Annotated in this window: 24 protein-coding genes and 1 other annotated feature; of the genes, 13 read left to right on the forward strand and 11 right to left on the reverse strand. The window is 53.5% G+C overall.

Annotated elements, in window-relative coordinates; genetic code table 11:
* Positions 1 to 16: 16 nt before the first annotated feature.
* Together SK54_RS07660 and SK54_RS07665 are read right to left on the reverse strand one after the other, a co-directional pair.
* Positions 17 to 1,303: an HlyC/CorC family transporter gene (locus SK54_RS07660; protein WP_026094274.1), complete on the reverse strand. Its 1,287-nt coding sequence runs from the start codon at positions 1,301 to 1,303 to the stop codon at positions 17 to 19.
* Between the two features lie 19 nt (positions 1,304 to 1,322).
* Positions 1,323 to 2,114: a cytochrome C assembly family protein gene (locus tag SK54_RS07665; protein ID WP_014832951.1), complete on the reverse strand. Its 792-nt coding sequence runs from the start codon at positions 2,112 to 2,114 to the stop codon at positions 1,323 to 1,325.
* Between the two features lie 166 nt (positions 2,115 to 2,280).
* Here SK54_RS07665 and ffh point away from each other — a divergent pair, with 166 nt between their 5' ends.
* The 7 genes from ffh to SK54_RS07700 all read left to right on the forward strand — a co-directional run bounded on the left by ffh (position 2,281) and on the right by SK54_RS07700 (position 7,698).
* Entirely contained in the window at positions 2,281 to 3,642 is a 1,362-nt protein-coding gene (gene ffh, locus SK54_RS07670) for a signal recognition particle protein (protein WP_003863132.1), read from the forward strand.
* Between the two features lie 116 nt (positions 3,643 to 3,758).
* Complete coding sequence (rpsP, locus tag SK54_RS07675) at positions 3,759 to 4,007, forward strand: 30S ribosomal protein S16 (protein ID WP_003863133.1); 249 nt, start codon at positions 3,759 to 3,761, stop codon at positions 4,005 to 4,007.
* Positions 4,008 to 4,022: 15 nt separating this feature from the next.
* A complete protein-coding gene (gene rimM / locus SK54_RS07680) occupies positions 4,023 to 4,562 on the forward strand; it encodes a ribosome maturation factor RimM (RefSeq protein ID WP_015571575.1) in 540 nt (179 codons plus the stop codon).
* Positions 4,563 to 4,593: 31 nt separating this feature from the next.
* Positions 4,594 to 5,361 (forward strand): tRNA (guanosine(37)-N1)-methyltransferase TrmD, encoded by a 768-nt coding sequence (gene trmD / locus SK54_RS07685; protein ID WP_015571574.1) that lies wholly within the window; start codon positions 4,594 to 4,596, stop codon positions 5,359 to 5,361.
* A 43-nt stretch (positions 5,362 to 5,404) separates the two neighbouring features.
* Positions 5,405 to 5,752 (forward strand): 50S ribosomal protein L19, encoded by a 348-nt coding sequence (gene rplS, locus SK54_RS07690; RefSeq protein WP_002914145.1) that lies wholly within the window; start codon positions 5,405 to 5,407, stop codon positions 5,750 to 5,752.
* A 132-nt stretch (positions 5,753 to 5,884) separates the two neighbouring features.
* Positions 5,885 to 6,289 carry a DUF2946 domain-containing protein gene (locus tag SK54_RS07695; RefSeq protein WP_017692856.1) on the forward strand — a complete coding sequence of 135 codons (405 nt, stop codon included), beginning with the start codon at positions 5,885 to 5,887 and terminating at the stop codon, positions 6,287 to 6,289.
* A 38-nt stretch (positions 6,290 to 6,327) separates the two neighbouring features.
* Positions 6,328 to 7,698 carry a PepSY-associated TM helix domain-containing protein gene (locus SK54_RS07700; RefSeq protein WP_015571573.1) on the forward strand — a complete coding sequence of 457 codons (1,371 nt, stop codon included), beginning with the start codon at positions 6,328 to 6,330 and terminating at the stop codon, positions 7,696 to 7,698.
* A gap of 2 nt (positions 7,699 to 7,700) precedes the next feature.
* Here the strand turns inward: SK54_RS07700 and SK54_RS07705 are convergent, their stop codons facing one another.
* From SK54_RS07705 to SK54_RS07720, 4 genes are all read right to left on the reverse strand, one after another.
* Positions 7,701 to 8,186 carry an OmpA family protein gene (locus SK54_RS07705; RefSeq protein WP_017692858.1) on the reverse strand — a complete coding sequence of 162 codons (486 nt, stop codon included), beginning with the start codon at positions 8,184 to 8,186 and terminating at the stop codon, positions 7,701 to 7,703.
* 12 nt (positions 8,187 to 8,198) lie between these two features.
* Positions 8,199 to 9,419, reverse strand: coding sequence for a diguanylate cyclase DgcN/YfiN (gene dgcN, locus SK54_RS07710; RefSeq protein WP_017692859.1), 1,221 nt, complete (start codon positions 9,417 to 9,419; stop codon positions 8,199 to 8,201).
* Positions 9,412 to 9,948, reverse strand: a complete 537-nt coding sequence (locus SK54_RS07715) for a regulatory sequestration protein YfiR (RefSeq protein ID WP_015571570.1) — start codon at positions 9,946 to 9,948, stop codon at positions 9,412 to 9,414. The genes dgcN and SK54_RS07715 overlap by 8 nt, the downstream gene beginning before the upstream one ends.
* Positions 9,949 to 10,101: 153 nt before the next feature.
* Positions 10,102 to 10,476 (reverse strand): DUF2799 domain-containing protein, encoded by a 375-nt coding sequence (locus tag SK54_RS07720; RefSeq protein WP_048247000.1) that lies wholly within the window; start codon positions 10,474 to 10,476, stop codon positions 10,102 to 10,104.
* Positions 10,477 to 10,688: 212 nt separating this feature from the next.
* Here SK54_RS07720 and aroF point away from each other — a divergent pair, with 212 nt between their 5' ends.
* From aroF to SK54_RS07735, 3 genes are read left to right on the forward strand one after another with little or no spacing between them, the layout of a single operon-like run.
* On the forward strand, positions 10,689 to 11,759 hold the full coding sequence (aroF, locus tag SK54_RS07725) for a 3-deoxy-7-phosphoheptulonate synthase AroF (RefSeq protein WP_006811632.1): 1,071 nt from the start codon (positions 10,689 to 10,691) through the stop codon (positions 11,757 to 11,759).
* 10 nt (positions 11,760 to 11,769) lie between these two features.
* A complete protein-coding gene (gene tyrA, locus SK54_RS07730; protein ID WP_006811631.1) occupies positions 11,770 to 12,891 on the forward strand; it encodes a bifunctional chorismate mutase/prephenate dehydrogenase in 1,122 nt (373 codons plus the stop codon).
* 60 nt (positions 12,892 to 12,951) lie between these two features.
* Positions 12,952 to 13,824: an SMP-30/gluconolactonase/LRE family protein gene (locus SK54_RS07735; protein ID WP_032669370.1), complete on the forward strand. Its 873-nt coding sequence runs from the start codon at positions 12,952 to 12,954 to the stop codon at positions 13,822 to 13,824.
* On the opposite strand, the gene pheA is transcribed toward SK54_RS07735, so the two are convergent.
* The 4 genes from pheA to bamD all read right to left on the reverse strand — a co-directional run bounded on the left by pheA (position 13,821) and on the right by bamD (position 16,588).
* Positions 13,821 to 14,981, reverse strand: coding sequence for a bifunctional chorismate mutase/prephenate dehydratase (gene pheA / locus SK54_RS07740; protein ID WP_032669371.1), 1,161 nt, complete (start codon positions 14,979 to 14,981; stop codon positions 13,821 to 13,823). The two genes, SK54_RS07735 and pheA, sit on opposite strands and share 4 nt — an antisense overlap.
* A 30-nt stretch (positions 14,982 to 15,011) precedes the next feature.
* Positions 15,012 to 15,137 (reverse strand) — a sequence feature (Phe leader region).
* Positions 15,089 to 15,136 carry a pheA operon leader peptide PheL gene (pheL, locus tag SK54_RS22475; RefSeq protein WP_101731569.1) on the reverse strand — a complete coding sequence of 16 codons (48 nt, stop codon included), beginning with the start codon at positions 15,134 to 15,136 and terminating at the stop codon, positions 15,089 to 15,091. It overlaps the preceding feature by 48 nt.
* 104 nt (positions 15,138 to 15,241) lie before the next feature.
* The gene (gene raiA, locus SK54_RS07745; protein ID WP_003863162.1) at positions 15,242 to 15,583 is read right to left on the reverse strand and encodes a ribosome-associated translation inhibitor RaiA; all 342 of its coding nucleotides are present in this window, start codon (positions 15,581 to 15,583) and stop codon (positions 15,242 to 15,244) included.
* 267 nt (positions 15,584 to 15,850) lie between these two features.
* Positions 15,851 to 16,588, reverse strand: coding sequence for an outer membrane protein assembly factor BamD (bamD, locus tag SK54_RS07750; protein ID WP_003863164.1), 738 nt, complete (start codon positions 16,586 to 16,588; stop codon positions 15,851 to 15,853).
* 131 nt (positions 16,589 to 16,719) lie between these two features.
* On the opposite strand from bamD, the gene rluD reads away from it, so the two are divergent.
* The 3 genes from rluD (at position 16,720) to clpB (ending at position 21,131) form a co-directional block, all read left to right on the forward strand.
* Positions 16,720 to 17,700, forward strand: coding sequence for a 23S rRNA pseudouridine(1911/1915/1917) synthase RluD (gene rluD, locus SK54_RS07755; RefSeq protein ID WP_017383977.1), 981 nt, complete (start codon positions 16,720 to 16,722; stop codon positions 17,698 to 17,700).
* Complete coding sequence (yfiH, locus tag SK54_RS07760; RefSeq protein ID WP_039270053.1) at positions 17,697 to 18,428, forward strand: purine nucleoside phosphorylase YfiH; 732 nt, start codon at positions 17,697 to 17,699, stop codon at positions 18,426 to 18,428. Before rluD ends, yfiH begins: the two co-directional genes overlap by 4 nt.
* A 129-nt stretch (positions 18,429 to 18,557) precedes the next feature.
* Positions 18,558 to 21,131 (forward strand): ATP-dependent chaperone ClpB, encoded by a 2,574-nt coding sequence (clpB, locus tag SK54_RS07765; protein WP_017692862.1) that lies wholly within the window; start codon positions 18,558 to 18,560, stop codon positions 21,129 to 21,131.
* Positions 21,132 to 21,503: 372 nt separating this feature from the next.
* Here the strand turns inward: clpB and SK54_RS22685 are convergent.
* Positions 21,504 to 21,702: hypothetical protein (locus tag SK54_RS22685; RefSeq protein ID WP_219810705.1), on the reverse strand; the 199-nt coding region annotated here is incomplete at its 5' end.

Genomic DNA, 21,702 nt, shown 5'->3' on the forward strand with positions numbered 1-21,702 from the left:
TTACCCGGCCTACATTTTATTCGGCGATACTTTCGCGTAAAGGTTTAACGGGCAGGACCTTCACCTGCTTAATCATGTTGTCCTGAACGTCCAGAATATCAATATCATACTGTTCAATGCGCACGCGCGTGCCTGCCGCCGGGATCTCTTCCAGCGCTTCCAGGATCATTCCGTTCATCGTCCGCGCTTCGTCTTCCGGCAAATGCCAGTTGAACGCTTTATTGATTTCACGAATGTTTGCGCTGCCGTCGATAAGCACTGACCCGTCGTTTTGCGGGGTGACTTCTTCCGCAAGGGAAGGCGACATTGACGTGGTAAAGTCCCCGACAATCTCTTCCAGAATATCTTCGACCGTCACCAGCCCCTGTATATCGCCGTATTCATCCACCACCAGGCCGACTTTCTTCTTGTTTCGCTGGAACTTCACCAGTTGCGTGCTGAGTGGGGTGCCTTCCGGCACGTAGTAAATTTCGTCGGCGGCGCGCAGCATCACCTCTTTGGTGAACTCGTTTTTCTCAGTCATCAGACGATAGGCCTCGCGCACGCGCAGCATGCTGATGGCATCGTCGAGGGAATCGCGATAGAGGACGATACGCCCGTGCGGGGAGTGCGTCAGCTGGCGGACAATGGCCTTCCAGTCGTCGTTGATATCAATCCCGACGATTTCATTGCGCGGCACCATGATGTCGTCAACGCTGACCTTTTCCAGATCCAGCACCGACAGGAGCATGTCCTGATTGCGGCGGGAGATCTGCGAGCGGGATTCATTCACGATGGTACGCAGTTCGTCTTTGCTGAGCGCGCTACTGATGGTGACGTCTGCCTTTATACCGACCATGCGCATCAGCACCCGTGTCACCATATTCAGCAGCCAGACCAACGGCATCATCAGAATAAGCAGCGGTGCTAACAGGAAGCTGCTCGGGTAGGCGACTTTTTCCGGGTAAAGCGCGGCGATGGTTTTGGGCAGCACTTCCGCAAACACCAGCACCACAAACGTGAGCACACCTGTGGCAATCGCCACGCCTGCGTTGCCGTATAGACGCATCCCGACGATGGTGCCCAGTGCAGAGGCGAGAATATTGACCAGGTTGTTACCGATAAGCACCAGGCTAATCAGCCGGTCCGGCTTACGCAGAAGCTTTTCGACACGACGCGCGGCACGGTTACCCTGCTTGGCGCGATGGCGTAACCGGTAGCGGTTCAGCGTCATCATGCCGGTTTCAGAGCCAGAGAAATAAGCGGAGATGACCACCATGATGACCAGAATGACGATCAGCGTGGTGGTAGAGATGTGTTCCAGGGGGAACTCCTTTTGTTACTTAGCCAGCAAATTGCTGTATGAAGCGGCTACCAAAATAGGCAAGCGTGAGAATGCCCGCACCCGCTACGTTGAACCAGACCACGCGACGACCGCGCCAGCCTTCATGATAATGGCCCCATAACAGGACAATATAGACAAACCACGCGATGATGGAGAGGACCGCTTTATCGATATTCTCCACGCTGAACAGGTTCTTCATATAAAACAAGCCCGTGCACAGCGTCAGCGTCAGCAGAACCACACCGACCTGGGTGATGTGGAACATCTTACGCTCAATCACCATCAGCGGCGGCATTTCGTGGTTAAACGCCAGCTTTTTATTTTTCAGCTGGTAGTCAATCCAGGCGAGTTGCATGGCGTAAAGGGCGGCGATGATCAGCGTCGCGTAGGAGAACAGCGACAGGCCAATATGCACCAGCATCCCCGGCGTGGCTTCCAGGTGAGTAATAAACTCATTGGGCATGAACGTGGCTAACGCCAGGTTGATCAGCGCAAAGGCGTAGACTATCGGCAGCAGCAGCCAGCCACGGTTTTTAGACGCGACAATGGTCATGACCGTACAGATCATCAGGCTGACCAGCGAGCCGACGTTCAGTACGCTCAGATTCTGCACGCTGCCGTCGCCGGGAATGATGCGTGATTCCAGCGCAAACGCATGGCTAATCAGTGCGATCACTGCCGAAAGAATAGCCATGCGCCGCCAGCCGCTGTTTTTTTGCAGCAGGCCAGGAATGATCAGCGCGAGGCTGACAGAGTAGGCAACAAGGGCGATCAGTGCGAAAACAGGCATATAGGCGTCGACAGTTGTCTTAATAAGAAAGAGAAGCAGTATAACGTTACGTGACGCCTGCTCCAACCGTTGCATAACAACAAAGGCGCCTTCATGTTATACTCCGGCAAAATTCTGTGTATGTGTCGCCCAGGCGACCTAACGTTTCTACCCCAGGCGAGAGACAATGTTTGATAATTTAACCGATCGTTTGTCGCGCACGCTGCGCAACATCAGCGGCCGTGGACGCCTCACCGAAGAGAACATCAAGGAAACGCTGCGCGAAGTGCGCATGGCGCTGCTGGAAGCAGACGTCGCGTTGCCGGTCGTACGTGATTTTATCAACCGCGTGAAAGAGAAAGCGGTTGGCCATGAAGTGAACAAGAGCCTGACTCCGGGTCAGGAGTTCGTCAAAATCGTCCGTAACGAACTGGTTTCGGCGATGGGTGAAGAGAACCAGGTGCTAAACCTGGCGGCTCAGCCGCCGGCCGTCGTGCTGATGGCGGGTCTGCAAGGTGCGGGTAAAACTACCAGCGTCGGTAAGCTGGGGAAATTCCTGCGCGAAAAGCACAAGAAAAAGGTGCTGGTGGTGTCGGCGGACGTGTATCGCCCGGCGGCGATCAAACAGCTGGAAACGTTGGCCGAGCAGGTTGGCGTAGACTTCTTCCCGTCCGACGTGGCGCAGAAGCCTGTCGATATCGTTAACGCGGCGCTGAAAGAGGCGAAGCTGAAATTCTACGACGTGCTGCTGGTGGATACCGCCGGTCGTCTGCACGTTGACGAAGCGATGATGGACGAAATCAAGCAGGTGCATGCCTCTATCAATCCGGTAGAGACCCTGTTTGTTGTTGACGCCATGACCGGTCAGGATGCAGCGAACACCGCAAAAGCGTTTAACGAAGCCCTGCCGTTAACCGGCGTGGTGCTGACCAAAGTCGACGGCGATGCCCGCGGCGGTGCGGCGCTCTCTATTCGTCATATCACCGGTAAGCCAATCAAGTTCCTCGGCGTGGGCGAGAAAACCGAAGCGCTGGAGCCGTTCCATCCGGATCGTATTGCCTCCCGTATCCTCGGCATGGGCGACGTGCTGTCGCTGATCGAAGATATTGAAAGCAAGGTTGACCGCGCGCAGGCGGAAAAACTCGCCAGCAAGCTGAAAAAAGGCGACGGTTTCGATCTGACCGACTTCCTTGAGCAGCTGCGTCAGATGAAAAACATGGGCGGCATGGCAAGCCTGATGGGCAAACTGCCAGGCATGGGCCAGATCCCGGACAACGTCAAATCCCAGATGGATGACAAAGTGCTGGTGCGTATGGAGGCCATCATCAACTCGATGACGCTGAAAGAGCGCGCGAAGCCAGAAATCATCAAAGGTTCCCGTAAACGCCGTATCGCAGCCGGTTGCGGCATGCAGGTGCAGGACGTTAACCGCCTTCTGAAACAGTTCGACGACATGCAGCGCATGATGAAGAAAATGAAGAAAGGCGGCATGGCGAAGATGATGCGCGGCATGAAAGGCATGATGCCTCCCGGTTTTCCTGGGCGTTAATCGCTTTTGAGATTGCTTTTTGCCCGAAAATGAGTAAAATTTTCGGGCTTTTAATATGACACCCGGGCTCCGTTCCTCGATGGGGCCCGGTTGTTTTATTCACACAAGAGGATGTTATGGTAACTATTCGTTTAGCTCGTCACGGCGCTAAAAAGCGTCCGTTCTACCAGGTTGTTGTGACTGACAGCCGTAATGCACGCAACGGTCGCTTCATCGAGCGCGTTGGTTTCTTCAACCCACTGGCCGCTGGCGCAGAAGAAGAAACCCGTCTGGATCTGGATCGTATCGCTCACTGGGTTGGCCAGGGCGCTACTGTTTCCGATCGCGTTGCTACGCTGATCAAAGCAGCAAACAAAGCAGCTTAATCTGTCACGGTGGTCATGATGAGCAATAAAGCACCTGTTGAACCGATCGTATTGGGAAAAATGGGTTCTTGCTACGGTATCCGTGGTTGGCTCAGAGTGTTTTCCTCCACTGAAGACGCTGATAGCATTTTTAATTACCAGCCCTGGTTTATCCAGAAAGCCGGTAAGTGGGAAGAGGTCGAGCTGGAAAGCTGGCGTCACCACAATCAGGACATCATCATCAAGCTGAAAGGCATTGACGATCGTGATGCCGCGAATGCGCTGACTAATTGTGAAATTGTTGTGGATTCGTCGCAGTTGCCACAGCTGGAAGAGGGTGACTACTACTGGAAAGACCTTATGGGTTGCCAGGTAGTGACCACTGAAGGCTACAGCCTGGGGAAAGTCATCGACATGATGGAAACCGGGTCAAATGACGTTCTCGTCATTAAGGCAAACCTGAAAGATGCATTTGGCATCAAGGAGCGGTTGGTTCCGTTCCTCGATGGACAGGTTATCAAGAAAGTCGATCTCACTACTCAAACCATTGAAGTAGATTGGGATCCTGGTTTTTAAATTCTCCGGATAAACGGTAAAAGACGGCGCTATGTGGATTGGCATAATTAGCCTGTTTCCTGAAATGTTCCGCGCGATTACCGATTACGGGGTAACTGGCCGGGCAGTAAAGAATGGCCTGCTGAGCATCCAGAGCTGGAGTCCTCGTGACTTCACGCACGACCGGCACCGTACCGTGGACGATCGTCCTTACGGCGGCGGACCGGGGATGTTGATGATGGTGCAACCCTTACGGGATGCCATTCACACAGCAAAAGCCGCGGCAGGTGAAGGCGCGAAGGTGATTTATCTGTCACCTCAGGGACGCAAGCTTGATCAAGCGGGCGTGAGCGAACTGGCGACGAATCAAAAGCTGATTTTGGTCTGTGGTCGCTACGAAGGGATAGATGAGCGCGTAATTCAAACCGAGATTGACGAAGAATGGTCTATCGGCGATTACGTTCTCAGCGGTGGTGAGTTACCGGCAATGACGCTGATTGACTCCGTCGCCCGGTTTATTCCGGGGGTTCTGGGCCATGAAGCTTCGGCAACGGAAGATTCCTTTGCCGATGGGTTGCTGGACTGTCCACACTATACTCGTCCTGAAGTGTTAGAAGGGATGGAAGTCCCGGCAGTGTTACTGTCTGGAAACCATGCCGAGATACGTCGCTGGCGTTTGAAGCAGTCGCTGGGCCGAACCTGGCTTAGAAGACCTGAACTTCTGGAAAACCTGGCTCTGACTGAAGAGCAAGCAAAGTTGCTGGCCGAGTTCAAAACTGAACACGTGCACCAGCAGCATGAACATGATGGGAATGCGTAATACGCACCCGAATATCAGTTTACCCAGGATAAGAGATTAAATTATGAGCAACATTATTAAGCAACTTGAACAAGAGCAGATGAAGCAGGACGTACCTTCCTTCCGTCCAGGTGACACCGTGGAAGTGAAAGTATGGGTTGTTGAAGGTTCCAAAAAACGTCTGCAGGCATTCGAGGGCGTGGTTATCGCTATTCGTAACCGCGGTCTGCACTCTGCATTCACTGTTCGTAAAATTTCCAACGGCGAAGGCGTTGAGCGTGTCTTCCAGACTCACTCTCCGGTAGTTGACAGCATTGCTGTTAAACGTCGTGGTGCTGTACGTAAAGCTAAACTGTACTACCTGCGTGAGCGTACTGGTAAGTCTGCTCGTATTAAAGAGCGTCTGAACTAAGATTCGCTTAAGCGACATCCTGTTAGAAAGGGCTGGCCGAAAGGCTGGCCCTTTTTTTATCCCATCGCACCTCTCGCGTTAACCCTTCCGTCATAAATCATTTACAATGTTCGCCTCTTGGGTGGAGGATAAGTGGATAACGTACTGCATCAGCGTAACTGGAAACGCGCAGCGGCATTGACCGCGCTGTTTGCGATCCTGCTGATCGTCGTGGCGCCGCTGATCTCCGTCTCGCTGCAAAAAGATCCCATGAGCGCCATGCCGGGTATGCACCATGACATGAGCATGATGTCGATGGACGAGCATCATAGTGATATGCCGCATTCTATGCCAGTTGACCATGCTGAAGCATGCGGCTACTGCGTGCTGTTAGCGCATGTGCCGGGCGTGATGCTGGCGCTTATCGTTCTGCTCAGCGTGGTGTTGCAGCGGCTGCGCGTGAAACCGCCTCGTCAGGCGGTCAGCCACTGGCACTTTTTCCCCTGGCTTTACCCCGATACCCGCGCGCCGCCGCGTCGGTCTGCTTTCTCCCTTTAAAACAAAATCACTCTCTTTTTGCCTTAAAAAGGAAAAGTATGACTACCTGCACTCCGCGCGCGGCATGGGGAAACCTGCTGCGTCGCCTCCATTTCTATATCGGTCTGTTTGTCGGTCCGTTTATCTTCTTCGCAGCGCTGACCGGAACGCTGTATGTCGCCACGCCGCAGCTTGAAAAGGCGCTGTACCATCATGCACTCCACACGGATGCCGTGGGTGAGGCGCAGCCTCTTGCTGAACAAATTGCCGTGGCGGAAAAGGCCGTGGGTTCAGCGCTGCGTTTACATGCTGTACGTCCGGGGCTGGAAGAGGGCGAAACGACCCGCGTGATGTTTGCCGACCCGGCGCTGGGTCCCTCCGAGCATCGGGCTATTTTTATTGATCCCACCAGCCTTGAGATTCGAGGGGATATGACCGTGTACGGCACCAGCGGGATTTTACCGCTGCGTCAGACTATCGATTATCTGCATACCTCGCTGATGCTGGGCAACATCGGGCGCCTCTATAGCGAGTTAGCCGCCTCGTGGATGTGGGTTGCTGCCCTGGGCGGGATCGCGCTGTGGTTCTACACCCGACCGAAGCGCCGTATTAACAATCGTTTCCAGAATCGTCGTCGCCTGCATGTGATCTTAGGCTGGACGTTACTGGCGGGAATGCTGCTGTTCTCAGTCACCGGGTTAACCTGGTCACAATGGGCCGGTGGCAACGTCGATAAGCTGCGTGCAGAGATGAACTGGCTGACGCCGCAGGTAAATACCACCCTTTCCGGTGCGCCGGAAATGAGGGATGAACACGCCGAACATCGTGGTCATCACGGGGGAATGACGATGCCTGAAATGCCAGTCAAACTGTCGCTTTTTGACAACGTATTGCAGGTCGCCCGCCAGTCAGGGATTGATGCGAACAACGTTGAGATCCGTCCGGCAAGCAGGGTCGACCAGGCCTGGACGGTGACGGAAATCGATCGCCGCTGGCCAACGCAGGTTGATGCCGTTGCCGTGGATCCCCACTCACTGAAGGTGCTGGACAGCACTCGCTTCGGGGATTTCCCGCTGATGGCTAAACTCACCCGCTGGGGCGTGGATTTCCATATGGGGATCCTGTTTGGTCTGGCAAATCAGCTGCTGCTCATCGCGTTTGGCGTTGCGCTGTGTGTGTTAATTATCTGGGGATACCGGATGTGGTGGATGCGTCGCCCTGCAACGTCAGCCGCGAATCCGGTACAGACGCTCTGCCAAAGCTGGCTGGCATTGCCGCTGTGGGGAAGGGGAATGACGTTCCTGATAAGCCTCCTGCTGGGGCTGGCGTTGCCGGTAATGGGCGTCAGTCTGGCGGTCTTTATTGTGATTGACTGGCTGCGCTGGCGAGCAGGTTCAGGCGTGTCGCTCGCCGGAACAGCCGTTAAATAGCCTTAAGGCGTGCTGATGACTACCGCAACCCGGCGGTTTTCAGCTCGCCCCTGCGCAGTGCGGTTGCTGCTGATAGGGTATTTTTTGCCTAAGCCCCGCGTAGTGAGATTGCTGCGCGGGATATTCGCGCCCTTCGCCCAGGCATCCGCCACAACATTGGCACGTTTTAACGAAAGCGCTTCGTTGTAGCTCTCTTCGCCATAGTTATCCGTATGGCCATCCATCCTGGCGTGGTTCAGACCGGTTGCCGCCAGGCGTGAGGCCATAGTCTGGATCTGCGTTTCACTTTCCGGGCGCAGCCTGGCGTCATTTTTATCAAACAGGATCTTATCCGACAGGCCCAGAGACCAGTCGCCATTCAGTTCGTTAAAGCCGTAGGATTTCATGGCCGCAATTTGCTCTGGCGTGAATTTCCCTTCAGGGGATGACTGGCATCCGGACATTACCAGTGATGCCAGTATTAACGGCGCAAAGTATCGCTTTAACATATCGTCTTCCTTTCAGGATATTGTTTTCGAACGCTGGTTTTTGACCAGATACATATTGCGATCGGCTTGCTCCAGTAATGCTTCAACGGAGGCATTTTCCCACGCCAGAGCAAAGCCAATGCTGAGGGACATTGATGCTGTGTGCCCGTTATGCAGATCAAACGGACGGATAAATTGCTGCGACAGAGCAGCGCAAATAAATTCGACCTCACGTGCGGTGTGGACGCCGTAAAGGATCATGGCAAATTCATCGCCGCCAAGACGGTAAGACTGATGACGTTTTTCGCCAAACTCGACCATCCTTTTGGCGGCTTCGATCAGTACGCAGTCACCCGCGGCATGACCCCAGGTGTCATTGATAACCTTAAAGTTATCACCGTCCAGGAAGAGCAGGGCAGAATTGGTTTTTGCTGAAGCGTCGTTCATTAATGCCGCAATGTTGTTGCGAAACGCGGCGCGGTTTGCAAGCCCCGTGAGCGGATCGTGCATGGCGGTACGCAACAGTTGAGCGTTTTTCGCCTGTAGCTTGAGCTGCCACTCTTCCATTTCATCCAGCAGGCTGTTGAAGTCTTCACCAAACTGGTGGAACTCTTCAATGCGGCCTTCCGTTACCCGGCGAGAGAAGTTGCGGTTAGTGCGAACGTCATGCACAACGTCAGTGATGTTTTGCATTTCAACAACCATGCCATGATGTAGCGAGCGAGTGATGGTCAATGCGACGGCAGAGGCAAAAAGAATGCAGCCGGTGAGGACCGCAAATGAGAGCCAGATAAAGTGGCTAATCAGGCTGTCTCGCGCGGTCAGACGAATTTCGCCAATCACATTGCCGTTATGTATGATGGGCTGTGCGACAGGAACAGGGAACAACCACCGGTTGACCAGCGCGCCCAGCGTGTCGGTATTATCCGCCGGGTTCCATGACCACCAGGCAAACCGTTTATGATGTGCGTTAAGCACTTCCGCCACGGCGAACTGCCCCTGCTTGCCGAGGGTCGCCAGCGTTTCATTTGCCGCCACGGCATCGTTGAACACCAGAGAGGCTTCAAGGCTGTGGCTCATGGTGGCGCCGGTAAGTTCGAGGTTTTTTTGCGCGTATTGCTTTAATGTCACCACGGAAGCGAAACACAGCAGCAACCATATAAACGTCATCGTTATAATGACGCTTATCATGCTGATTCGTCGCAACGTTCTTTTAAACGTCGGACGCGGTGTTGGTGCGACTTCCTTATTCATGCTTCTTATTCCGTGCGAGCATTAATACATCCGGATTGACTCTTACGCCACTGCGCGCCAGCGCATCCAGATTTACGGAAAACCTGACGAGGTTGTGCTCTATTATCAGACAAAATGCGCTGCCAATAACGCATTCAGGATTTTGTTCTGACATTAATAGCAACGCCTGGCCCTGATATTGATTTATTATTTCCTGTTGTTTTGCCGGCGACTCGCTCCCGAAATAGAGGGCATCACACCTTGCTGCGAGTGCTTCCCGATCGCTATGCACAATGACAGGACTATAGGGCAACGGGTTGTGTTCATCTTCACTGCTGAGCGCCTGTCTGTAATGGGAAGAGGCATAAATACAGAGCTTAGGCTGGCCGGACAGTGCTGGCCATCGGGTGTAGCTCACAATGCCAGAAACAATCGAACGTACTGATTTATCCGTTTCCGTGAACGAGCCTGCCGTTGCAGGGGCTACTAAAATGAACAGTATTAGCACCAGGGGGAGTCGGAGCAAAGCGATCAAGATTGCATTTCTCATCAGAATCCGCCAAACCGCCCCGGAAATAGATGTCCTTAAGAATTGTCGGCAGAATACCATTGTTTATCAAAGCCGTCATTATGTCAGAAATATCCCTGTTTTGACCTAAGCTAAATCTTACAGTGAGCTATATTCAGAGGAATTAAGGCAGGCTCAATTAAGCCTGCTGGAACGCATACTTTCATCCAATCCTTGTTGCCAGGATTCATGCAGTTTTACTGCATTTTCAGTTGCATCGCAGCTGGCAGGAAATGATTTGCCCGCTAATCCCCAGGCGTGAATAAAGCCCTCTTCGCATATTTTTTTCTGTCCGTTAGCGTAGCCACGAAGATATTTCGCTCGATCAACCTGAGGGTCATTAAAACTATCGGCCAGAGCCTGGTTATCTTTAACCGGAACACCATTCATAGCGTCTTCTTTACCGGCCGTGAACCAGTCCGGGCTGGTCCAGTCAGGCTGAAAAGTATAAGGATTGATCTTGCAACCCGACAAAATCAGCGACAACAACATAAAAATAATTGAACGCATGGCTATTCTCCTTTTTGTGAGCATAGCCTGACTTACAGGCGTGCGTGTGTAATTTTAACTTTACGATTTTAGGCCATGACTTTTGCAATTAAAGGGTTGATGTAAAGTAATGTGTACGTATTTTGGATTGAAATCTTTACTTAATGTGATATCGTTGTGTCACCTCTTCGAGGAAAACCACTATCGCAAACGAGTTTGACAGGATCGCAATCATGCAAAAAGACGCGCTGAACAACGTACATATCACTGACGAACAGGTGTTAATCACCCCGGATCAACTGAAGGCGGAATTCCCGCTGAGCGTCGCGCAGGAAGCTCAGATTGAGCACTCGCGCCAGACCATTTCTGACATTATCGCTGGCCGCGATCCGCGCCTGCTGGTGGTATGTGGTCCTTGCTCTATTCACGATCCTGAAACCGCCATTGAGTACGCTCGTCGATTTAAAGCATTAGCGGAGGAGGTCAGCGATAGCCTCTATCTGGTGATGCGCGTCTATTTTGAGAAGCCACGTACGACCGTTGGCTGGAAAGGGTTGATCAACGATCCGCACATGGATGGCTCGTTTGATGTGGAAGCCGGCCTGAAGATTGCGCGTCGCCTGCTGGTAGAGCTGGTCAGCATGGGGCTGCCGCTGGCAACCGAGGCGCTGGATCCGAACAGCCCGCAGTACCTCGGCGATCTGTTTAGCTGGTCTGCGATTGGGGCGCGCACCACCGAGTCACAAACCCACCGCGAGATGGCGTCTGGCCTGTCTATGCCGGTTGGTTTTAAAAACGGTACCGACGGCAGCCTGGCCACGGCGATTAACGCCATGCGCGCCGCCGCCATGCCCCATCGTTTTGTCGGGATCAACCAGGCGGGCCAGGTATGCCTGCTGCAAACGCAGGGCAACCCGGACGGGCATGTGATCCTGCGCGGTGGTAAAGCGCCAAACTACAGCCCGGCGGATGTCGCGCAGTGTGAAAAAGAGATGGAACAGGCGGGACTGCGTCCGGCGCTGATGGTAGATTGCAGTCATGGTAATTCGAATAAAGATTACCGTCGCCAGCCTGCGGTTGCAGAATCTGTGATTGCTCAGATTAAAGATGGCAACCGTTCAATTATCGGCCTGATGATTGAAAGTAATATTCATGAAGGCAATCAGTCATCGGAACAGCCGCGTAGCGCGATGAAGCCCGGCGTCTCGGTCACCGATGCCTGCATTAGCTGGGAAACCACCGATGCGCTGCTGCGTGAGATCCACAAAGATTTGAACGGCCAGCTGGCGACGCGTCTGGCATAAGAGGGTAGTTATGGTTGCTGAATTGACCGCATTACGCGATCAAATTGATGAAGTGGATAAGGCGTTGCTGGATCTTCTGGCGCGCCGCATGGCACTGGTTGCTGAGGTCGGCGAGGTTAAAAGTAAATACGGACTGCCGATTTACGTTCCGGAGCGTGAGGCCTCTATGCTCGCCTCCCGCCGTAAAGAGGCGCAGGCCCTGGGCGTATCACCTGATTTGATTGAGGACGTCCTGCGTCGCGTGATGCGGGAGTCCTATTCCAGCGAAAACGACAAGGGCTTCAAAACCCTCTGTCCGTCGCTGCGCCCGGTGGTTATCGTCGGTGGTGGCGGGCAGATGGGGCGTCTGTTTGAGAAAATGCTGACGCTTTCTGGCTATCAGGTGCGTATTCTGGAGAAAGAGGACTGGTCGCACGCGCCGGAGCTGATGAAAGACGCCGGAATGGTTATCGTCAGCGTGCCGATCCATGTGACGGAGCAAATAATCGCGAAACTTCCTCCGCTGCCGGAAGATTGCATACTGGTGGACCTGGCCTCCGTTAAAAATGGTCCGCTACAGGCAATGCTGGCGGCGCACACTGGCCCCGTGCTTGGGTTACACCCGATGTTTGGCCCGGACAGCGGAAGCCTGGCGAAGCAGGTAGTGGTTTACTGTGACGGACGGCAGCCGGAAGCCTACCAGTGGTTCCTGGAACAGATCCAGGTCTGGGGAGCACGTTTGCACCGCATTAGCGCGGTAGAGCATGACCAGAACATGGCGTTTATTCAGGCGCTGCGCCACTTTGCAACCTTCGCCTATGGGCTGCACCTGGCGGAAGAGAACGTTCAGCTTGAACAATTGCTGGCGCTTTCCTCGCCAATCTATCGTCTGGAGCTGGCGATGGTCGGGCGACTGTTTGCCCAGGATCCGCAGCTTTACGCCGACATCATTATGTCGTCTGAAAATAATCTGGCGCTGATCAAGCGCTATTATCAGCGTTTTGGCGAAGCGATCACCTTGCTGGAACACGGCGATAAACAAGCTTTTATCGACAGTTTCCGTAAAGTGGAGCACTGGTTCGGTGATTACGCCACGCGATTCCAGAGTGAAAGCCGCACGCTGTTGCGCCAGGCAAATGACAGTCGCCAGTAATGCGATGATGTATATACTGAAAGCCAGCATTGCTGGCTTTTTTCATTTTGGGGAACTGTCATGGCTGAACCGCAGCTGCTGTTGAACTATACCGGGCATCTGCCCGAATGCCCGACGTGGAGTGCAGAAGAGAAGGCGCTCTACTGGGCGGATATCCTGGAAGGGGAGATCCATCGGTACCATCTGCCCACCGCAGAGCTCTCGGTGCTCTCATTCCATGAAGAAGTTGGGTGTTTTGCCCTGCGTGAACGCGGCGGATTTATCGTCGCGATGCGAAACGCCATCTGGCTGACCGATAAGCACGGCCTGCTACAGCGTAAAGTTTGCGATAACCCATCCAACCCGCAGCTTGCACGCTTTAACGATGGCGGTACCGATCATCAGGGACGGTTTTATGCGGGCACCTTCTGGGGGCCGGGAGATTATAACGGCGCCATGCTGATGCGTATCGACAACGACCTGACGCCGAAAGTGATCCAGTGCGATATTCACGGGCATAACGGTTTAGCGTTTAGTCCTGACAAACGATGGATGTTTACTTCTGATACGCCGAACGGTGTGATCTACCGTACGCCGCTTGATGAGCAGGGGGAACCCGGTAAGCGCGAAGAGTTTCGCCGGTTTAGCGAGGGAGAAGGTATACCCGATGGAGCGGCAATGGATGAGGAAGGCTGCTACTGGAGCGCACTGTTTGACGGCTGGCGTATCGCACGGTTTTCACCGCAAGGCGAACAGCTGGAAGAGTATCGGCTGCCGGTACGCTGCCCGACAATGGTCTGCTTTGGCGGCGACGATATGAAAACGCTGTTTATCACCACCACGCGGGAAAATATGGAGGCGGAGGAGCTGGCGAAATATCCGCTTTCCGGTGCCATCTTCACCCTGCCTGTAAATGTGGCAGGGATGAAGAAAAGCCGCTTTATCGAACGTTAAGCCGGATCGACCGGGACCACGTTTTCGCTCGGATAGCAGCCCAGCACTTTCATGGAGCGTGTGATCTCGCCCAGTTCGCGCAGGGCTTTCTGCATGGACGCAGACTCCAGGTTGGCCTGAACGTCGAGATAAAACATTTCTTCCCACGGGTTGCCATGTATTGGGCGGGATTCCAGCTTCGTCATGATCAGGTTGTGATTACGCAGCACCAGCAGCGCTTCAACCAGCGCACCCGCCTGCTGGCCGGTCGCCATCAGCAGGGTGGTTTTCGCCGGGACCTGGTCCGACACGTTGATGGCCTTGCGGGCCAGAACCACGAAACGGGTGATATTCTGCGTCTGGTTGGCCAGATTGCGTTCCAGCACCTGTAAGCCATACAGCGCGCCGCCCGCTTCGCTACCGAGAGCCGCGATGGCAGAAGAGTTTGCCTGCGCCACTTTTTCCATCGCCGCCGAGGTGCTTTCGGTGTATTCAATTTTCCAGTGCGGATAACGGTTCAGGAACTGGCTGCACTGCTGGAACGGCTGCGGGTGGCTGTACACCGTTTTAATCTGACTCAGATCGGTTGAGCCAGAGACCAGCACACAGTGATCGATAGGGATAGTCAACTCGCCGACTAACGACAGGCTGGTGTGCTGGAGCAGATCGTAAACATCGTTGATGGCACCGGAACTGGTGTTCTCAATAGGCACTACGGCGTAATCTGCCTGGCCGGTTTCGACCTGGTTGAAAATGTCTGCAAATTTCGCGCAGCCGCTCTCAATAAACTCTTCGAAATGGCGGGCTGCGTACTGGCGAGCTGCCAGGTGAGAATAGGACCCTTTCGGGCCGAGGAAAGCGATACGAGCAGAGTGCGGGTTGGTTTTGTTCAGATGCTGCTGGAGCAGGGCTTGTTGCGTCAGAACGGAGTCTTCGATGATGAGCTGGAACAGGCGGGTGATGTAGTGCGCATCCAGATGATGCGCTTTGCCGAGTTGAATCAACCGTTCCAGTAAATCACGTTCGCGATCGATATCGCGCACCGGCCGATGGGACTCGAGCTTGGCTTTGCCCACTTCAACGGCGAGCGCGCGGCGTTCTGCCAGCAGGGCCAGTAATTTTTCGTCGAGTGCACTGATTTTTACGCGTAAATCCAGGAGCGGGTTTTCCGGTGTCATAGTGTTGTCTGTCTCATTTTATCGTTATCAATAAAAAAGGCCTCCCGGTGTGGGAGGCCTTGTTGTTCGTCTTCGCATTCTTTATCACACGACGAAACGCCTCCCGGTCAGGGGAAGGTAAAAAAGAATGCGTAGAAAAACGGCGTCTGTTTCATAAAGTCATCCTGAAATTGATAGGGTTAAAGTACCTGCACTGTTTTGATCCTGTCAATAAAAAACGCGCCCGAAGGCGCGTTGTCGGTACACTCAATTTTAGAGGATTACTCTTCTTCAACTTCTTCCGCGAAGCTGGCGTCTTTCACCGAGGTTGCGGCGCGACGTGCTTCACCTTTGTGTTGCACTTTATTGAGCTGCCGTTCCAGCTTGTTGATCAAATCGTTAATTGCAGTGTACATATCCTCGTGTTTTGCGCTGGCGACCAGATGGCCGTTTGGAGTATTGATAGTTGCATCAGCGATGAAACCCTGCGGCTCCTTGGACAGGATGATATGTGGATTAATCAAATGTGTTTGCCATTTATCCAGTTTGGCGAGACGGTCTGCGACGTGCTGGCGGATTGCCGGAGTAATTTCCATTTGTTTACTGGTAATGTTCATTGTCATAAATTTTACCTCTTGTCTTTCCGTCTTGGTGATTCCAGCATACCCGACCTAATGTCAAAATGTGTGATTTGGATCACGTTATTTTGTCGGTTTTTGTCAGGGAATCTTTTTTGTGAGGCAGGGCAGGAAGAGGTGAGATTTACCTTGTCGAAGCCAACAATTGCGGTCATAGTTGAATGGATGTGTTGAAGCTAAACCGCTTCAGCGTAAGTCTGAAAGAATAAAAAAACGGCAGCCCGCGGGCTGCCGTTATGCATTGTAGCGGTATCAGGTGTTGCTGCTGTTCGCGGCGATGATTTTCGCCACTTTGTCAGCCTGAGCCGTCATCTGCATCTGGCGATACGCATTCTCCATCAGCTTCAGGCCATCACGCGTGGCCTGCGTATCCGGATAATCACGCAGCATGCCTTCTACACGGTTAACCACGGCAACCCATGCGCCACGGCGGGTGTAGTATTCCGCAACGGAGTACTCATATTTCGCCAGACGATCTTTCAGGAACACCAGACGCTTAGTGGCATCGGTAATGTACTGGCTGTTCGGGTAGCTACGCACCAGCTTGGAGAAGTCATTGAAAGCATCACGCGCATGTTGCGGGTCACGGTCGGAACGATCCACCCCGAAGAAGCCCTGCAATGCACTGTCATCCAGCGCCATGTTAGTCAGGCCGCGCATGTACATCACGTAATCGATGTTAGGATGGGTAGGGTTCAGACGCATGAAACGATCGATCGTTGCCTGAGCCAGCGGCAGATCGGCATTTTTGTAGTAGGCGTAGATAAGATCTAACTGTACCTGCTGCGAATACGGGCCAAACGGATAGCGATTATCCAACGCTTCCAGTTGCGTTATCGCCTGTTTCCAGTTACCGTCCTGCAACTTTTGTTGTGCAGTCGCATAGATTTCATTCGGCGGATTGTCAGGGACCTGTTCATTCGAACCGGAGCAGCCCACCAAAGCCAGGCTCAACGTGGCCGCTGCCACCAGATATTTCATGCGCGTCATGACGTTTTGACTTTCCTCAAATGTTTGTCCGGGAGAAACTCAGTTCCTGCTCCCGATTAAGACCAGCTACAATAGCACACTATATTAAACGGCAAAGCCGTAAAACCCAACGTTAAACGAAGAAGCAGTTTATGGCACAACGAGTAGAACTCACCGCAACAGTCTCCGAAAATCAGCTCGGTCAACGCTTAGATCAGGCTTTGGCCGAATTGTTCCCTGATTATTCGCGTTCACGCATAAAAGAATGGATCCTTGACCAGCGCGTGCTGGTAAACGGCAAGATCTGGGACAAACCAAAAGAGAAAGTGTTTGGTGGGGAAGCTGTCGCCATCAATGCTGAAATCGAAGAGGAAGTCCGCTTCGAGCCGCAGGATATCCCGCTGGATATCGTCTACGAAGATGACGATATTCTGGTCATCAACAAGCCGCGTGACTTTGTTGTTCATCCGGGCGCGGGCAATCCTGACGGTACGGTACTTAACGCTCTCCTTCATTATTATCCGCCGATTGCCGACGTACCGCGTGCCGGTATCGTTCACCGTCTGGATAAAGACACCACGGGTCTGATGGTGGTGGCGAAGACGGTCCCAGCTCAGACTCGCCTGGTGGAATCTTTGCAATTGCGCGAAATTACCCGTGAGTATGAAGCGGTGGCGATTGGTCATATGACCTCTGGCGGCACGGTGGAAGAGCCTATCAGCCGTCACCCAACCAAGCGTACGCATATGTCCGTACACCCAATGGGTAAACCGGCGGTAACCCACTACCGCATCATGGAACATTTCCGTATTCATACGCGCCTGCGTCTGCGTCTGGAAACCGGGCGTACTCACCAGATCCGCGTGCACATGGCGCATATTACCCATCCGCTGGTGGGTGACCCGGTTTACGGCGGTCGTCCGCGTCCACCAAAGGGCGCATCGGATGAATTCATCTCCGTGCTGCGTAAATTCGATCGCCAGGCGCTGCATGCGACGATGCTGCGTCTTTATCACCCAATTACTGGAATTCAGATGGAATGGCATGCGCCGATCCCACAGGATATGGTGGAACTTATCGACGCGATGCGCGCAGATTTCGAAGAACATAAGGATCACGTGGACTGGTTATGACCAAACTGATTGTCCCGGCGTGGCCACTGCCTGAAGGCGTGGCCGCCTGTAGTTCAACCCGTATCGGTGGCGTGAGCCAGGGCGCGTGGGAGTCTCTGAACCTCGGTGCGCACTGTGGCGATAACCTGGAGCACGTTGAAGAGAACCGTAAACGCCTCTTTGCTGCGGGAAACCTTCCTTCAAAACCGGTCTGGCTTGAGCAGGTGCACGGTAAAGCGGTGCTGAAGCTGACGGGGGAGCCCTATGCGTCTAAGCGCGCCGATGCTTCGTACAGCAATACGCCGGGAACGGTTTGCGCGGTGATGACTGCTGATTGCCTGCCGGTGTTGTTCTGCAATAAGGCAGGAACTGAAGTGGCTGCTGCCCACGCCGGATGGCGAGGCCTGTGCGAAGGCGTGCTGGAAGAGACCGTTGCCTGCTTCCATGACGATTCTGCAAATCTCATCGCCTGGCTTGGCCCGGCGATTGGCCCGCAGGCGTTTGAGGTCGGGCCCGAAGTGCGCGATGCCTTTATGGAAAAAGATCCGCAAGCGGTCGAAGCGTTTGTGGCTTCCGGAGATAAATATCTGGCCGATATTTATCAGCTTGCCCGCCAGCGCCTGAATAACGTCGGCGTGACCCAAATCTTCGGCGGAGATCGCTGTACCTTCACCGAAAAGGGTGATTTTTTCTCCTATCGCCGCGACAAGACGACAGGTCGTATGGCAAGTTTCATTTGGCTGATATAACCTAAAGAATCAAGACGATCCGGTACGCGCCGTTTTCTTTTCACATAATTCAGGTTATTAACCTTGAATAATTGAGGGATGACCTCATTTAATCTCCAGTAGCAAATTTGACCTGTTATGGGAGGAGTTATGCGTCTGGATCGTCTTACTAATAAATTCCAGCTTGCTCTCGCCGATGCCCAGTCCCTCGCACTGGGGCACGACAACCAATTTATCGAACCTCTTCATTTAATGAGCGCCTTGCTGAATCAGGAAGGGGGATCGGTACGTCCTTTATTAACGTCCGCTGGCATTAATGCCGGCCAGTTACGCACCGCCATCGATCAGGCGCTGAGCCGTTTACCGCAGGTAGAAGGTACCGGCGGCGACGTGCAGCCGTCGCAGGATCTGGTGCGCGTGCTGAACCTTTGCGACAAGCTGGCGCAAAAACGTGGGGACAACTTTATTTCGTCAGAGCTGTTTGTTCTGGCGGCGCTTGAATCACGCGGTACCTTAACCGACCTGCTGAAATCCGCCGGTGCAACCACCGCTAATGTGACCCAGGCGATTGAGAAAATGCGCGGAGGTGAAAGCGTGAACGACCAGGGAGCCGAAGACCAACGTCAGGCTTTGAAGAAATTTACGGTCGACCTGACCGAACGTGCCGAGCAGGGCAAACTTGACCCGGTAATCGGCCGTGACGAAGAAATTCGTCGGACTATCCAGGTACTGCAACGTCGTACCAAAAACAACCCGGTGCTGATTGGGGAGCCTGGCGTCGGTAAAACCGCCATCGTTGAAGGGCTGGCGCAGCGTATCGTTAATGGCGAAGTGCCCGAAGGGCTGAAAGGCCGTCGCGTACTGGCGCTGGATATGGGCGCGCTGGTGGCCGGGGCGAAATACCGCGGTGAATTTGAAGAGCGTCTGAAAGGCGTGCTGAACGATCTGGCGAAACAGGAAGGTAACGTCATCCTGTTTATCGACGAACTGCACACCATGGTGGGGGCGGGTAAAGCTGACGGCGCAATGGATGCCGGGAACATGCTGAAACCTGCGCTGGCGCGTGGTGAACTTCACTGCGTCGGCGCCACTACGCTGGACGAGTATCGTCAGTACATTGAAAAAGATGCCGCGCTGGAGCGTCGCTTCCAGAAGGTGTTTGTCGCTGAACCAAGCGTTGAAGATACCATCGCCATTTTGCGAGGACTGAAAGAGCGTTATGAGCTGCACCATCACGTGCAGATCACTGACCCGGCCATCGTTGCGGCGGCGACGCTTTCGCATCGTTACATTGCCGACCGTCAGTTGCCGGATAAAGCCATCGACCTTATCGATGAAGCGGCGTCCAGCATCCGTATGCAGATTGACTCGAAACCGGAAGAGCTGGACCGACTCGATCGCCGCATTATCCAGCTCAAGCTGGAACAGCAGGCGCTGAACAAAGAGTCTGACGAAGCGAGTAAGAAACGCCTCGATATGCTTAACGAAGAACTGGACGAGAAAGAGCGTCAGTATTCTGAGCTGGAAGAAGAGTGGAAAGCTGAGAAAGCCTCACTCTCTGGCACCCAGACAATCAAGGCGGAGCTGGAGCAGGCGAAAATTGCCATTGAGCAGGCCCGTCGCGTAGGAGATCTGGCGCGGATGTCCGAGCTACAGTACGGCAAGATCCCTGAGCTGGAAAAACAGCTTGAGATCGCCACGCAGTCGGAAGGCAAAACCATGCGTCTGTTGCGTAATAAAGTGACGGATGCCGAGATTGCCGAAGTGCTGGCGCGCTGGACGGGTATTCCTGTGGCTCGCATGATGGAAAGCGAACGTGAGAAACTGCTGCGTATGGAGCAGGATCTGCATCAGCGCGTCATTGGACAGAACGAAGCGGTCGAAGCGGTATCTAACGCCATTCGTCGTAGCCGTGCGGGGCTGTCCGATCCGAATCGTCCAATCGGCTCGTTCCTTTTCCTGGGGCCAACCGGTGTCGGTAAAACCGAGCTGTGTAAAGCGCTGGCTAACTTTATGTTCGACAGCGATGACGCGATGGTGCGTATCGATATGTCCGAGTTTATGGAGAAACACTCCGTCTCGCGTCTGGTCGGTGCGCCTCCGGGATATGTCGGTTATGAAGAGGGCGGTTACCTGACGGAAGCGGTTCGTCGTCGTCCTTATTCCGTCATCCTGCTGGATGAAGTGGAAAAGGCTCATCCTGACGTGTTTAACATTCTGTTGCAGGTGCTGGATGATGGGCGTCTGACGGACGGGCAGGGAAGAACGGTCGACTTCCGTAACACGGTGGTGATCATGACCTCGAACCTGGGTTCCGATTTGATTCAGGAACGCTTCGGTGAGCTGGATTACAGCCATATGAAAGATCTTGTGCTGGGTGTGGTCAGCCAAAACTTCCGTCCGGAGTTCATCAACCGTATTGATGAAGTGGTCGTGTTCCATCCGCTGGGCGAGAAACACATCGCGTCGATTGCGCAGATCCAGTTGCAGCGTCTGTACAAACGTCTGGAAGAGCGTGGGTATGAAATCCACATTTCCGACGATGCGCTGAAGCTGCTGAGCGAGAATGGTTACGATCCTGTTTATGGTGCGCGTCCGTTAAAACGTGCTATCCAGCAGCAGATCGAAAACCCGCTGGCACAGCAAATCCTCTCTGGGGAGCTGGTTCCGGGCAAAGTTATTCGTCTGGAAGCCAACGACGATCGCATTGTGGCAGTGCAGTAAGTCACAAAACGCAAAAACGGGCCGCTTGCGGCTCGTTTTTGTTTAAAAACCAGGCGAAAATTGAGGTCTGGGATGTGATTTGCCTGGAAAATGAGCGGTCAGTAAATAATTTTCACTTTATCCTTGCAGGTTCGGAATTACTCCCTATAATGCGCCTCCACTGACACGGAACAACGGCACGCAAGCCGCCGGGTCAGCAGAGAAAAGCAAAACAAACGCTTGACTCTGAAGCGGGAAAGCGTAGTATGCACACCCCGCGCCGCAGCGAAAACGAAGCGGCACTGCTCTTTAACAATTTATCAGACAATCTGTGTGGGCACTCAAAGTGACATGGATTCTTAATGTCCTCGGACACTAAATGAATACCAAGTCTCAACGAGTGAACACGTAATTCATTACGAAGTTTAATTCATTGAGCATCAAACTTTTAAATTGAAGAGTTTGATCATGGCTCAGATTGAACGCTGGCGGCAGGCCTAACACATGCAAGTCGAACGGTAACAGGAAGCAGCTTGCTGCTTCGCTGACGAGTGGCGGACGGGTGAGTAATGTCTGGGAAACTGCCTGATGG

Origin of the sequence: Enterobacter sp. MGH120 (genome assembly GCF_001037725.1) — a bacterium.
In the GTDB taxonomy this organism is placed as follows: Bacteria; Pseudomonadota; Gammaproteobacteria; order Enterobacterales; family Enterobacteriaceae; genus Enterobacter; species Enterobacter hormaechei_C.

What these genes read in the sequence shown, in the direction of transcription:
- rimM (WP_015571575.1), top strand. Translation starts at nt 4,023, where the DNA reads ATGATGAGCAATAAAGCACCTGTTGAACCGATCGTATTGGGAAAAATG.
- SK54_RS07705 (WP_017692858.1), bottom strand. Translation starts at nt 8,186, where the DNA reads ATGTTAAAGCGATACTTTGCGCCGTTAATACTGGCATCACTGGTAATG.
- yfiH (WP_039270053.1), top strand. Translation starts at nt 17,697, where the DNA reads ATGACCAAACTGATTGTCCCGGCGTGGCCACTGCCTGAAGGCGTGGCC.
- SK54_RS07720 (WP_048247000.1), bottom strand. Translation starts at nt 10,476, where the DNA reads ATGCGTTCAATTATTTTTATGTTGTTGTCGCTGATTTTGTCGGGTTGC.
- clpB (WP_017692862.1), top strand. Translation starts at nt 18,558, where the DNA reads ATGCGTCTGGATCGTCTTACTAATAAATTCCAGCTTGCTCTCGCCGAT.
- SK54_RS07665 (WP_014832951.1), bottom strand. Translation starts at nt 2,114, where the DNA reads ATGCCTGTTTTCGCACTGATCGCCCTTGTTGCCTACTCTGTCAGCCTC.
- raiA (WP_003863162.1), bottom strand. Translation starts at nt 15,583, where the DNA reads ATGACAATGAACATTACCAGTAAACAAATGGAAATTACTCCGGCAATC.
- aroF (WP_006811632.1), top strand. Translation starts at nt 10,689, where the DNA reads ATGCAAAAAGACGCGCTGAACAACGTACATATCACTGACGAACAGGTG.
- ffh (WP_003863132.1), top strand. Translation starts at nt 2,281, where the DNA reads ATGTTTGATAATTTAACCGATCGTTTGTCGCGCACGCTGCGCAACATC.
- SK54_RS07700 (WP_015571573.1), top strand. Translation starts at nt 6,328, where the DNA reads ATGACTACCTGCACTCCGCGCGCGGCATGGGGAAACCTGCTGCGTCGC.
- pheA (WP_032669371.1), bottom strand. Translation starts at nt 14,981, where the DNA reads ATGACACCGGAAAACCCGCTCCTGGATTTACGCGTAAAAATCAGTGCA.
- rplS (WP_002914145.1), top strand. Translation starts at nt 5,405, where the DNA reads ATGAGCAACATTATTAAGCAACTTGAACAAGAGCAGATGAAGCAGGAC.
- trmD (WP_015571574.1), top strand. Translation starts at nt 4,594, where the DNA reads ATGTGGATTGGCATAATTAGCCTGTTTCCTGAAATGTTCCGCGCGATT.
- SK54_RS07715 (WP_015571570.1), bottom strand. Translation starts at nt 9,948, where the DNA reads ATGAGAAATGCAATCTTGATCGCTTTGCTCCGACTCCCCCTGGTGCTA.
- rluD (WP_017383977.1), top strand. Translation starts at nt 16,720, where the DNA reads ATGGCACAACGAGTAGAACTCACCGCAACAGTCTCCGAAAATCAGCTC.
- bamD (WP_003863164.1), bottom strand. Translation starts at nt 16,588, where the DNA reads ATGACGCGCATGAAATATCTGGTGGCAGCGGCCACGTTGAGCCTGGCT.
- dgcN (WP_017692859.1), bottom strand. Translation starts at nt 9,419, where the DNA reads ATGAATAAGGAAGTCGCACCAACACCGCGTCCGACGTTTAAAAGAACG.
- SK54_RS07735 (WP_032669370.1), top strand. Translation starts at nt 12,952, where the DNA reads ATGGCTGAACCGCAGCTGCTGTTGAACTATACCGGGCATCTGCCCGAA.
- rpsP (WP_003863133.1), top strand. Translation starts at nt 3,759, where the DNA reads ATGGTAACTATTCGTTTAGCTCGTCACGGCGCTAAAAAGCGTCCGTTC.
- tyrA (WP_006811631.1), top strand. Translation starts at nt 11,770, where the DNA reads ATGGTTGCTGAATTGACCGCATTACGCGATCAAATTGATGAAGTGGAT.